Annotated in this window: 12 protein-coding genes and 1 pseudogene; 12 read left to right on the plus strand and 1 reads right to left on the minus strand. The window is 64.4% G+C overall.

Annotation, left to right across the window (positions count from 1 at the left end):
- Positions 1-8 precede the first annotated feature (8 nt).
- The 5 genes from priA (at position 9) to AC1TQG_RS27630 (ending at position 4,467) form a co-directional block, all read left to right on the plus strand.
- Entirely contained in the window at positions 9-755 is a 747-nt protein-coding gene (priA, locus tag AC1TQG_RS27610; RefSeq protein WP_482142117.1) for a bifunctional 1-(5-phosphoribosyl)-5-((5-phosphoribosylamino)methylideneamino)imidazole-4-carboxamide isomerase/phosphoribosylanthranilate isomerase PriA, read from the plus strand.
- On the plus strand, positions 752-1,612 hold the full coding sequence (locus AC1TQG_RS27615; RefSeq protein WP_482142118.1) for an inositol monophosphatase family protein: 861 nt from the start codon (positions 752-754) through the stop codon (positions 1,610-1,612). The genes priA and AC1TQG_RS27615 overlap by 4 nt, the downstream gene beginning before the upstream one ends.
- The gene (hisF, locus tag AC1TQG_RS27620) at positions 1,609-2,382 is read left to right on the plus strand and encodes an imidazole glycerol phosphate synthase subunit HisF (RefSeq protein WP_482142119.1); all 774 of its coding nucleotides are present in this window, start codon (positions 1,609-1,611) and stop codon (positions 2,380-2,382) included. Before AC1TQG_RS27615 ends, hisF begins: the two co-directional genes overlap by 4 nt.
- Before the next feature lie 61 nt (positions 2,383-2,443).
- A complete protein-coding gene (gene hisI / locus AC1TQG_RS27625; RefSeq protein ID WP_482142157.1) occupies positions 2,444-2,791 on the plus strand; it encodes a phosphoribosyl-AMP cyclohydrolase in 348 nt (115 codons plus the stop codon).
- A 107-nt stretch (positions 2,792-2,898) separates the two neighbouring features.
- A complete protein-coding gene (locus AC1TQG_RS27630) occupies positions 2,899-4,467 on the plus strand; it encodes an HNH endonuclease signature motif containing protein (protein ID WP_482142120.1) in 1,569 nt (522 codons plus the stop codon).
- Positions 4,468-4,490: 23 nt separating this feature from the next.
- Here AC1TQG_RS27630 and AC1TQG_RS27635 read toward each other — a convergent pair whose 3' ends face one another.
- Entirely contained in the window at positions 4,491-5,270 is a 780-nt protein-coding gene (locus AC1TQG_RS27635) for a class I SAM-dependent methyltransferase (protein WP_482142121.1), read from the minus strand.
- 247 nt (positions 5,271-5,517) lie between these two features.
- Between AC1TQG_RS27635 and AC1TQG_RS27640 the strand changes: the two genes are divergently transcribed.
- The 7 genes and pseudogenes from AC1TQG_RS27640 to lgt form a co-directional block, all read left to right on the plus strand.
- Positions 5,518-5,700: a tautomerase family protein gene (locus AC1TQG_RS27640; RefSeq protein ID WP_028462844.1), complete on the plus strand. Its 183-nt coding sequence runs from the start codon at positions 5,518-5,520 to the stop codon at positions 5,698-5,700.
- A 34-nt stretch (positions 5,701-5,734) separates the two neighbouring features.
- Positions 5,735-7,288 (plus strand): anthranilate synthase component I, encoded by a 1,554-nt coding sequence (locus AC1TQG_RS27645; RefSeq protein WP_482142122.1) that lies wholly within the window; start codon positions 5,735-5,737, stop codon positions 7,286-7,288.
- Positions 7,281-8,030, plus strand: a complete 750-nt coding sequence (locus tag AC1TQG_RS27650) for a TIGR02234 family membrane protein (RefSeq protein WP_482142123.1) — start codon at positions 7,281-7,283, stop codon at positions 8,028-8,030. The genes AC1TQG_RS27645 and AC1TQG_RS27650 overlap by 8 nt, the downstream gene beginning before the upstream one ends.
- A 138-nt stretch (positions 8,031-8,168) precedes the next feature.
- The gene (trpC, locus tag AC1TQG_RS27655) at positions 8,169-8,987 is read left to right on the plus strand and encodes an indole-3-glycerol phosphate synthase TrpC (protein ID WP_482142124.1); all 819 of its coding nucleotides are present in this window, start codon (positions 8,169-8,171) and stop codon (positions 8,985-8,987) included.
- A 15-nt stretch (positions 8,988-9,002) separates the two neighbouring features.
- Positions 9,003-10,289, plus strand: a complete 1,287-nt coding sequence (gene trpB, locus AC1TQG_RS27660) for a tryptophan synthase subunit beta (RefSeq protein WP_482142125.1) — start codon at positions 9,003-9,005, stop codon at positions 10,287-10,289.
- Entirely contained in the window at positions 10,282-11,088 is an 807-nt protein-coding gene (gene trpA, locus AC1TQG_RS27665) for a tryptophan synthase subunit alpha (RefSeq protein ID WP_482142126.1), read from the plus strand. The genes trpB and trpA overlap by 8 nt, the downstream gene beginning before the upstream one ends.
- Positions 11,085-12,027 (plus strand): annotated as a pseudogene (gene lgt / locus AC1TQG_RS27670) (prolipoprotein diacylglyceryl transferase); the annotation flags it as partial. The gene trpA and the pseudogene lgt, both read left to right, overlap by 4 nt.
- Between the last annotated feature and the right edge of the window lie 164 nt (positions 12,028-12,191).

Genomic DNA, 12,191 nt, shown 5'->3' on the forward strand with positions numbered 1-12,191 from the left:
TCCCCAGCATGAATGCACGACTTGAACTGCTCCCGGCGGTCGATGTGGCCGACGGCCAGGCAGTACGGCTGGTGCAGGGTGCCGCCGGCAGCGAAACCTCTTACGGTTCGCCCCGCGAGGCGGCCCTGACCTGGCAGCGCGACGGCGCGGAGTGGGTGCATCTGGTTGATCTCGACGCCGCATTCGGTCGCGGCAGCAACCGTGAACTGCTGGCGGAGGTGATCGGTGAACTCGACGTGAAGGTGGAACTGTCGGGCGGAATCCGCAACGACGATTCCCTGAAGGCCGCGCTGGCAACCGGTTGTGCCCGCGTCAATCTCGGTACCGCCGCACTGGAAGACCCGCAGTGGTGTTCACGCGCCATCGCGGAATACGGCGACCGCGTCGCGGTCGGCCTCGACGTTCAGCTGGTCGACGGGTCCTACCGCCTGCGTGGCCGCGGGTGGGTGTCTGACGGCGGCGACCTGTGGGACGTCCTCGAGCGCCTCGAGCGTGATGGCTGCAGCCGCTACGTCGTGACCGACGTGACCAAGGACGGCACCCTCACCGGACCGAACCTGGAACTCCTGCGGGAGGTCACCGCCAAGACGAATGCACCGGTGGTTGCCTCCGGTGGCGTCTCCGCCATCGAGGATCTTGTTGCGATCGCCGGACTGGTTGGCACGGGCGTCGAGGGAGCGATTGTCGGCAAGGCGCTCTACGCCGGGCGCTTCACCCTCGTCGAGGCGCTTGCGGCGGTCGCGTCGGCATCATGAGTTCGGCGCTCGGAGGGACCCTCCCACCCGATCTCGATCCGGAGCAGTTGCTGGCAAGCGCTGCTGCGGTCCTCGATCAGAGCACCGACCGGTTTTTGTCGGGCGTTGGTGCACCCAGCGCGGTGTCCAAGGGGCATAACGACTTTGCCACCGAGTTCGATCTCGAGCTGGAGCGCACGATCTCGGCGGAGCTGGAGCAGCGCACCCAGATCGCCGTTCACGGTGAGGAATTCGGTGGACCGGACCTGACCGAGGGCACGGTATGGGTGGTCGACCCGATCGATGGCACCTACAACTACTCGGCGGGATTGCCGATCGCAGGCATGCTGCTGGCACTGGTCCACGACGGACTGCCGGTACTCGGACTGACGTGGCTGCCGTTGTCGGGCTTGAACTATCAGGGTTTTGTCGACGGTGAACTGCTCTGCAACGGTGTCCCCGTGCCGCCGCGGCCCGAGCAGAAGCTCAGCGAGGCGATGCTGGCGTTCGGAGCGTTCAACATCAACGGTCGCGGCCGGTATCCGGGTGCGTACCGGGTGGAGATGCTCGGTGAATTGAGCAGGCGGACAGCGCGTCTGCGACTGTTCGGCAGCACCGGATTCGACCTTGCGCTCACCGCGGGTGGACAACTCGGTGGCGCGATCACCTTTGGCCACCACGCCTGGGACAACGCAGGCGGTGCCGCATTGGTCCTGGCGGCCGGTGGTCGGATCAGCGACATCGAAGGCCGGCCATGGTCGGTCACATCGCCGTCGATCGTGGCGGCCAGTGCCGGGGTCCACGAGGAGCTGATCGAATTGATCGGCCGGATCGGGGATCCCCAGGCTTTTGAACCTCCGAAGGAGAAGTACATATGACGGTCGCGGTTCGGGTCATCCCATGTCTGGATGTCGACGCCGGCCGGGTGGTCAAGGGCGTCAATTTCCAGAACCTGCGTGATGCCGGAGATCCGGTGGAGCTTGCCGCCGCCTACGACAAGGCCGGGGCCGACGAACTCACCTTCCTCGACGTCACAGCGTCGAGCGGCAATCGCGGCACGATGATCGACGTGGTCAAGCGCACCGCCGATCAGGTCTTCATCCCGCTGACGGTCGGTGGTGGTATCCGCACCGTCGCCGACGTCGACCGCCTGCTTCGCGCCGGCGCGGACAAGGTCAGCGTCAACACCGCGGCCATCGCCAATCCTGATGTGCTCGGTGAGATGAGCAGGCACTTCGGATCGCAGTGCATCGTGCTGTCGGTTGATGCCCGCACCGTGCCGGAGGGTCAGCCCCCGACTCCGTCGGGCTGGGAGGTCACCACCCATGGTGGCCGCGAGGGCACCGGAATCGACGCCGTGGAATGGGCGCGCCGCGGCCAAGACCTCGGGGTAGGGGAGATCCTGCTCAACTCGATGGACGCCGACGGCACGAAAAACGGTTTCGATCTCGCGATGATCACCGCCGTGCGCGCTGCGGTGAAGGTGCCGGTGATCGCCAGCGGCGGTGCAGGCGCGGTGGAACATTTCCCGCCCGCTGTGCGTTGTGGAGCAGACGCGGTGCTCGCGGCCTCGGTCTTTCACTTCGGTGAGCTGACCATCGGGCAGGTCAAGGACGCATTGCGCGCCGAGGACATCCCCGTCCGTTAAGACATGCACTGTGCTGAATCAAGCACTGCACCAATAGGTTTCGTATACGGGAGTGACAACTATGCCGCTGGACACCGGGATCGCCGAGCAGCTCAAACGCAATGCCGAGGGCCTGATCTGCGCTGTGGTGCAGGAAGCCGGCACCGGGCAGGTGCTGATGGTCGCGTGGATGGATGACGACGCGCTGGCCCGCACCCTGGAGACCGGTGAGGCCACGTACTTCTCGCGGTCGCGGGGCAAACAGTGGATCAAGGGTGAGACCAGCGGCCACACCCAGAAGGTGATCGAGCTGCGCCTGGACTGCGACGGCGACACCGTCCTGATGACGGTCGAACAAACCGGCGCGGCCTGCCATACCGGCGACCACACCTGCTTCGACGCCAACGTGCTGTACACCGCACCGGCCTGAGAGCTCGCACATACCCGTAGGTGGTCGGCTGTTTCGACCGCTCCGCCCGTAGTGGGTCAGAAATTGCTGGTCAGGGACTTGTCGGTGGTCGCTGATAGAACTGTTCTATGACGTCGGGGGTGGCAGATCTCATCAACCGTATCGAGGGCATGTCCCTTGATGCGGAAGAGATCGTTGCTGTCCGTGAAGTGTTGTCCCGCAGTCTTGTTGACGTATCGCTGGCGAACCTGTCGGACAAAGAGGCTGTTGAACTCGCGCAAACGATCGAAACCCAAACCCGCCGTGATGAAGCCGTGAAAGTGCGGATCGCAGTGGAGTTGCGGGAGCGGTCGGTCGCTGCCAAACAAGGTTTGAAGCACAACAAGTTTTTGCGGCGCCAGCTACGCATTTCTTCGACCCAAGCCAGTGCACGGTCCAAACGGGCTGAACGCGTAGGGGAATGGCACACCCCGTCTGGTGAAGTACTCGCGCCGATATATCCGCACACCTGGCAGGCGCTGCGCGATGGTGCGATCGGGATAGCGCATTACAGCGTCATCGACGACACGTTGCGTAATCTGCCGGGCAGTATTCGCAGCAACCTCGAATTGTGGTCTGACGGTGAACGGTTGATGGCCGAAGCTGCCCGCACGATGGATCCTGACGAACTCAAGCGGGTCGGGCTGTATCTGCGCGATCATTTGGATCCGGACGGCGATTTCGACGATGCGGACCGAGCCCAGAAGCGCGGGTTGTCGGTGTCCAAGCAGGGTGCGGACAAGATGGCCGAGATCACCGGCACCCTCGATCCTGTGACCAAAGCGCTGTGGGACGTTGTGGCCACCAAGTGGGCTGCGGCCGGGATGAATAACCCCAACGATCCCGAATCGCCGTCCGGACCATCCGATAAAGCCGACAAAGACACCGTGCAGGCCGCAGCCAAACGCGATCACCGCACGCCCGGGCAGCGTAATCACGATGCATTCAAACGGCTGTTGGAGTTGGCTGTCGGACAAGGGACTCTGGGTCAGCACCGCGGGCTACCCGCGCGGGTCATCGTCACCATGACACTGGACCAACTCGAAAAAGAATCCGGTGTCGCGACCACCGCCTCGGGCGGGGTGATGCCGGTGCGTGACGCGATCCGGTTGGCCGGGGTGAACCGTAAGTTCCTGGCGTTGCTCGACGACAAGCACCGCCCCCTGTTTCTGGGTCGGGAACAACGCCTGGCTACTGCTGATCAGCGGATGGCGTTGATCGCCGCTGAGCGGGGCTGCTCACGCCCGGGGTGTGATGCTCCGGCCACTGAGGTGGCGGTCCATCACACGCGGGAATGGTCCAAGGGTGGATGGACTGACATCACTGTGTTGACGTTGGTGTGCGATCCCGACCATGCGCAGGTCCACGATGGTGAGACGGGGTGGATCACGGAGATCATCAATGCAGATACCGGTCCACCGGGCTGGCAGGGCCGGATCGGTTGGCGTCAACGCGGAAGCCTGGATTTGCCGCAGGCCAACAACACTCATTTCCCGGACAAGTACTTCACCAACCCGGAGATGTGGAACCCGAACAGTGACGCTGATGCCGAGTGGTTCATGCAGCGTGCCCGCTCCATCTTTGAGGAGAAGGCTGAGCCGGCACCGGTGTTCAACGTCGACTTCGGCTGGCGCCGCGTCAAATACAACGCTGCTTGACACATCTCACCGCTTGAAACATTTCACCGCCTCGCAAGTGCCATCGACGCTCTCATCTGACTGAATCGCAGCACAGCGCGCTCGCCGATCACCTGCTGGTAACGATCGATCACTTCACCGACAAAACCGTCGACGCCGGCTGCGGGAAGTCGGTCGGTCCAGTCCGTGCCACCGACCGAAAACCATTGTGCGAACGCCTCGGTGGAGTCGAACTGCCAGCGCAGATCCTGCACATCGAGATCGGTGACGGTGAAGCCGGCGGTTGCGGCGAATTCGCGGAACCGGTCTGGTTCGACATGGAAGTACGGAGCCTGGAAGTCGACGAAATGTTCGCGCCACGATGAGCTCGCCGCCACCTCCATGGCCACGTCTTCGATACTGAGACGGTCTGTTGCGCAAACGATCTGGATGACGGCCCGGCCGCCATCGTCCAGACTGCGGGAAATGCCTTGCAGTGCAGCGGTTTGGTCTCCGATCCAGTGCAGCGCGTTGAACGACACCGCGATGTCGAAATCGCGCTCGAACGGCAAGGCCAATGCGTCATCGACATGGAATTGCACCCGGAGCATGCCGACAGGCACTCGGGTGAGGGCCTTGTCGATCATGCGTCGGGAAGCGTCCACACCCACGACCGAACCCGATGGCAACCGCTGGGCAAGTTGCATTGTGATGAACCCGTCGCCGCAGCCGACGTCGAGCAGGCGCTCATCACCGGCGAGTTCGAGATCACCGATCGAGACCTCGGCCACCATTTTCTGCAGCGCACTGACGTCGGCATATCGGTCGCCGTCCCAATCGGCCACGGTCAGCCTCCCTCGCAGGTCATGTACGTGGGGTCAAGTGTGCCGCCGGCGCCGCTCACTCGGTCGCCGTCCCAATCGGCCACGGTCAGCCTCCCTCGCAGGTCATGTACGTGGGGTCAAGTGTGCCGCCGGCGCCGCTCACCTGGTTTGGAATAGGTCAATTCGCCACCCGTCCGCTGAAGTCTGACGTGACTCGTCCGCCTGGTCACCCACTCGGAACCGAGCGGAGTTATGGCACATTCGTTTCATGCCACTCATCCAGATCTCCCAGACACCCGGACTCAGCGATCGGGTCAAGCGTGAAACCATCGCCGCGGTCACCGAGGCGTATGCCCGTGCGACCGGGAAAAACCCCGATTCTGTGTGGGTGACGATCACCGAGGTTCCGCGGTCGCACTGGGGTGTGGGTGGGGAGCCGCTCGGTCAATAGCGAGCGACTGGGACAATCGGAGACGATGGCAAACATGACCACCGCTGCAGCCACTGCAGGCGGCTTCACAGACACCACAACGCTGGCCCAGTTCCTGGAGCTGGCAGCCGACCATCGGGTTGTGCCGGTGACCCGCAAGGTCCTGGCCGATTCGGAGACACCGCTGGGTGCGTACCGAAAACTCGCCGGTGACCGGCCAGGTACCTTCCTGCTCGAGTCCGCGGAGAACGGCCGCTCGTGGTCCCGATGGTCGTTCATCGGTGCCGGCTCGCCCGCTGCGCTGACCTCGGTCGACGGCCAGGCGCAGTGGTGGGGGACCCGGCCTGCCGGCGCACCGTCGGGAGGCGACCCACTTGTCGCCCTCGCCGAGTCGCTGCGAATCCTGGCCACTGATCGGTTCCCCGATCTGCCGCCGCTGACCGGTGGATTCGTGGGCTTTCTGGCCTACGACGCGGTCCGTCGCCTCGAACGTCTGCCCGACACGACGGTGAACGATCTCCAGTTGCCGGAGATGCTAATGCTGCTGGCAACCGACATCGCCGCCGTCGACCATCACGAAGGCACCATCATCCTGATCGCCAACGCGGTGAACTGGGACGGCAGTGCCGATCGGGCCGAGGAGGCGTACGCCGACGCGGTGGGCCGCCTCGACACGATGACGGCCGCGTTGGCCGCACCCGCGCCGTCGACCGTCTCGACGTATCACCCCGCAGAACCGGAGTTCACCGCTCAGCGCACTCGCGAGGAGTACGGGACGATCGTCACCAGCCTGGTCTCCGAGATCGAGGCGGGCGAGGCCTTCCAGGTGGTGCCGTCGATGCGTTTCGAGATGCAGACCGACGCCGATCCCATCGATGTCTACCGCGTCCTGCGAACCACCAACCCGAGTCCGTACATGTACTTGCTGCGGGTTCCGGGCAATGGTGGACCCGACTTCACGATCGTCGGATCCAGTCCTGAAGCTCTTGTCACCGTGAAGGATTCGGTAGCCACCACCCATCCGATCGCGGGTACCCGCTGGCGTGGGGAGACCGAGGCCGACGACCTGCTGCTGCAAAAAGACCTACTCGCCGACGAAAAAGAGAACTCCGAGCACCTCATGCTTGTCGATCTCGGACGCAACGACCTCGGTCGGGTGTGCGAGCCGGGCACGGTGAAGGTGTCGGACTACCGGCACATCGAGCGCTACAGCCACGTCATGCACCTGGTGTCCACGGTGTCGGGGCAACTGCAGGACGGCAAGACCGCCCTCGACGCGGTGAACGCCTGTTTCCCGGCCGGCACCCTGACAGGTGCGCCCAAGGTGCGGGCGATGGAACTGATCGACGAACACGAGAAGACCCGGCGCGGCCTGTACGGCGGCATCGTGGGCTATCTCGACTTCGCGGGTGACGCCGACACCGCCATCGCGATCCGTACCGCGGTCCTCAAGGAGGGACGCGCATATGTGCAGGCCGGTGGCGGCGTAGTGGCCGACAGCGAGGCCGACTACGAGTACAACGAGGCCAGCAACAAGGCGCGTGCGGTCCTCAAGGCGATCGCGGCGGCCGAGACGATGACACCGATCGCGGGTACCGACGATGAGTGAGAGCAAGTCCGCGGGCAAGGCTGCGTCGACCGGTCGGGGAGCGAGTGGTCGTGGCCGGAGGCTGGCGATCATCACTGTCCTGCTCGGATTAGGTGCCTTGGCTTTCTGGGCGGCCTCCCGGATGACCTGGGCCGAACTGATCGCGGCCGACGGCATGGCGCCGCCACGAACGTTCACGGTCAAGGGTTCTGACTGGACACCACTCCTGACCCCGCTGGCGATCGTGTTGCTCGCCGGGATCGCGGCAGCGGCATCATTGCGCGGCTGGGCGTTGCGGATCACCGCGTTTGTCGTCGCGGCGGTCGCGGTCATCGGTTTCCTGCCCGCGTTGACGCTGCTGACCGGAGACGACCACGTCGGCTATGCGGTGGATGTGATCGAGTTGCCGTCCCGCTATGAGGCGCTGCAGGTCGACACCAACACCTTGCCTGGTCTGGTCGTGATCGCGGGAGCGCTGGCCGCCGTGATCGGCGCAGTCGTGATGCTGCAGACCGCGTCCCGGGATGCGCCGATGTCCTCGAAGTACAAGTCACCTGCGGCGCGCCGCGCCGAGCTCGAAAAAGAAGTCTTCGCCAAGCGCGACGCCGAACAGAATGCGGCTGAAAACAGCTCTGGCGAAGCGGGGGCCCCGACCCCCGGCGAGACCGGCTCGACGCCAGGTGACGGCAACGAACGGATGCTCTGGGATGCCCTCGACACCGGCGACGATCCGACCATTGACCCGCCGGATCGCGAAAGGTGACGGTTCTCACTTTGGTTGGCGGTACCCCGAATCCACCGCTAACCGGGTCGCAGCTACCCTTTGTTTACTGAAACACGAGCTGCTGGGGTCTTGCGCGACCGACTATATCTCGTCAGTGGCGTGAGAAAGGGGTTGATGATGAGCAAGCAAACCGTCCTTGATTCGATATTGGCCGGAGTGAAGGCCGATGTGGCAGCACGCGAGTCTGTGATCGACTTCGCTGCCATCAAAGCCGCCTCCGCGGCAGCACCGGAGCCCATCGACGCGACCGCAGCGTTGCGTGAGCCCGGGATCGGTGTCATCGCCGAGGTCAAGCGCGCCAGCCCGTCGAAAGGCGACCTGGCCGTCATCATCGACCCGGCCGCGCTGGCGCAGGCCTACGAGGCCGGCGGGGCGCGGATCATCAGCGTGCTGACCGAGGAACGTCGGTTCCGCGGATCGCTCGCCGATCTCGATGCCGTTCGCGCAGCGGTCCAGATCCCGGTCCTGCGCAAAGACTTCATCGTGGGCCCCTATCAGATCCACGAAGCCCGTGCCCATGGCGCGGACGTCATCCTGCTGATCGTCGCTGCCCTGGAGCAGAACGTGCTCAGCTCTTTGCTCGACCGCACGGAGTCCTTGGGGATGACCGCGCTGGTCGAGGTGCACACCGAGGAAGAAGCAGATCGAGCGCTGCAGGCCGGAGCATCCGTGGTCGGCATCAATGCGCGCAATCTCAAGACCCTCGAAGTCGACCGCGACAGCTTCGCCCGGATTGCTCCCGGATTGCCTTCCAAGGTGATCCGGATCGCCGAATCCGGGGTTCGCGGAACTGCCGATCTGCTGGCATACGCCGGCGCCGGCGCCGATGCGGTCCTGGTCGGAGAAGGCTTGGTCACAGCTGGTGACCCTCGTGCGGCCGTCTCGGAACTGGTGACCGCCGGAACCCACCCGTCCTGCCCCAAACCAGTCCGTTAGGCCCCTGTCTTCATCATGACCTCGCCGTCTGCCGCATCAGCTTCCTTCTATTCCGAACTCCCTCAGGCCAGTGCCGGTCTGGTCAACAGGACATCGGTCGAACCCGATCGCGGTGGACATTTCGGTGTCTACGGCGGACGGCACGTGCCCGAAGCCCTGATGGCCGTGATCGAAGAGGTCACCGTCAATTGGGAGAAGGTTCGTACCGACGACGAGTTCCTGCGTGAACTCGATCGGTTGCAACGTGACTACAGCGGGCGTCCGTCGCCGCTGTACGAGGCCAAACGCCTTTCCGAGTATGCCGGTGGCGCGCGGATCTTCCTCAAGCGAGAAGACCTGAACCACACCGGATCTCACAAGATCAACAACGTTCTCGGCCAGGCATTGCTCGCCAGGAAGATGGGCAAGCAGCGCATCATCGCCGAGACCGGCGCCGGTCAGCACGGCGTGGCGACTGCCACCGCATGTGCGATGTTCGGTCTCGAATGCATCGTCTACATGGGTCGCGTCGACACCGAACGTCAAGCACTCAACGTGGCGCGGATGCGTCTGCTGGGTGCGTCTGTGGTCGCCGTCGACACAGGTTCGGCCACACTGAAAGACGCGATCAACGAGGCCATGCGCGACTGGGTCACCAACGCGCACAACACCTATTACTGTTTCGGCACCGCCGCCGGACCCCACCCGTTCCCGGTGATGGTCCGCGATCTGCAGCGTGTGGTCGGTCTCGAGGCCCGTGAGCAGATCCTGCGCTCCGCCGGCCGGCTGCCCGACGCCGTGGTCGCCTGCATCGGTGGCGGTTCGAACGCGATCGGCATCTTCCATCCCTTCATCGATGACAAAGACGTGCGACTGGTCGGCTACGAGGCCGCAGGCGACGGTGTCGAAACCGGACGCCATGCCGCCACGTTCACCGGTGGAACACCGGGTGCGTTCCAGGGCGCCTACTCGTACCTGCTGCAGGACGAAGACGGCCAGACCATCGAATCCCATTCCATCTCAGCAGGACTCGACTATCCGGGCGTCGGCCCCGAGCATGCATACCTCAAGGACATCGGCCGCGCGGAATACCGTCCGTGCACCGATAGCGCGGCCATGGATGCCCTTGCCCTGCTCAGTCGCAAAGAGGGCATCATCCCGGCGATCGAGTCGGCGCATGCCATTGCCGGTGCGCTCGAGCTCGGCGTCGAGCTTGGGGAGGGCGCGATCATCGTCGTCAATCTCTCCGGGCGTGGCGACAAAGACGTTGACACCGCGGCCAAATGGTTCGGACTTCTAGACGAGGACACAGACAATGCCTGAAGCCGACTCTCGGCTCGGACCACTGTTCAATCGCTGCCGCGCCGAAGGGCGCAGTGCGCTGATCGGCTACCTACCGGTGGGATACCCGGACCTGCCCGGTTCGCTGACATCGATGCGGTCGATGGTCGAAGCCGGTTGCGACATCATCGAAGTCGGGGTCCCGTACTCCGATCCGGTCATGGATGGCCCGACGATCCAGGATGCGGCTGAACAGGCGCTGCGCGCTGGGATCCGGGTCCGTGACGTGTTCACCGCTGTGGAGGCCATCGCCGACGCCGGTGGCAGCGCCGTGGTGATGACGTACTGGAATCCCGTGCTGCAGTACGGGATCGACCGGTTCGCTCGCGATCTGGCCGGTGCCGGTGGTCTGGGTCTGATCACGCCGAACCTCATCCCGGACGAGGCCGACGACTGGATGGCGGCCTCCACCGAACACAAGCTCGACCGGATCTTCCTGGTCGCTCCGTCGTCGACGGAAGAGCGGCTGGCGATGACACTCGAAGCGAGCAGCGGCTTCATCTACGCCGCCTCGACGATGGGCGTCACCGGCGCCCGCGACAACGTGTCGTCGATGGCCCCGGAGTTGTGTGCCCGGATCCGTGCGCATTCCGACATCCCGATCGGTGTCGGACTCGGCGTGCGCAGCAAGGCGCAGGCAGCGGAGATCGCCGAATACGCCGACGGTGTGATCGTCGGCTCGGCGCTGGTCTCCGCGGTGGCCGAAGGTGATGCCGCGCTACGTGGCCTCACCTCCGAACTGGCCGAGGGCGTGCGTATGCGCTCCGGGGTTCGTTCGTGAACACGGAGCCGCTGGCTTACATCCCCAGTCCCTCCCAAGGGGTCTGGGATCTGGGACCCTTCCCGGTCCGGGCGTACGCGCTCTGCATCATCGTCGGCATCATCGTGGCGATCTTCTGGGGCAACAAGCGCTGGGTCGCCCGCGGTGGCCGCGACGGTGAAGTCCTCGACGTGGCGATCTGGGCGGTGCCCTTCGGTCTCATCGGTGGCCGGATCTACCACGTGGCGACCGACTGGAAGACCTACTTCGGCGACGGACCCAAAGACCCGATCGATGCGCTCAAGATCTGGGACGGCGGCCTGGGCATCTGGGGTGCGGTCGCCTTCGGCGCGCTCGGCGCCTGGATCGGTGCCCGCCGGGCCGGCATCAAGTTGCCGCCCTTCGGTGATGCGATCGCTGCGCCGATTCTGCTGGCCCAGGCCATCGGCCGCCTCGGCAACTACTTCAACCAGGAACTCTACGGCGACAAGACCGACCTGCCGTGGGGCCTGAAGATCTACGAACGCGTCGACTCCTCCGGCTATGTCAGCCCGGGCCTGATCGACGGCAAATCCAACGGCGTCGTCTACGCGATCGTGCAACCGACGTTCCTGTACGAGATGCTCTGGAACATCCTGATCGTGATCGCGCTGGTCGTCATCGACCGGCGTTTCCGGATCGGGCATGGTCGACTGTTCGCGCTGTACGTCGCCGGATACTGCGTCGGCCGGTTTGTCATCGAGACGATGCGCACCGATACGGCCTCGCTGATCTGGGGTGTGCGGGTCAATCTGTTCACCGCTGCGGTGGTGTTCGCCTGTGCGGCGATCTACGTGGTTCTCGCTCCGAAGGGTCGCGAGACCCCGTCGGAGATCTATCACCCCGGCGCAGCACCGGATTCGGAGTCCGGGCCGAGCGAGGATCCCGTCGAGGGCTACGTCGAAGACGACCTGACGGACTCTGAGGCGGGGGACCGGGTGGACTCTGCTGACAAGGTACGTAAATCCAAGCCGGACACCGAAAGCGAGACCGGCGAACGCCAGGTTTGACCCCGATGTGAATCAGCCGCCTTTCGGCTTAACTGCTAGCATTAGCAGTCGCACCAACGTCAATTCTCAGGTGCG

It is taken from the genome of Williamsia sp. Y844 (assembly GCF_056786475.1).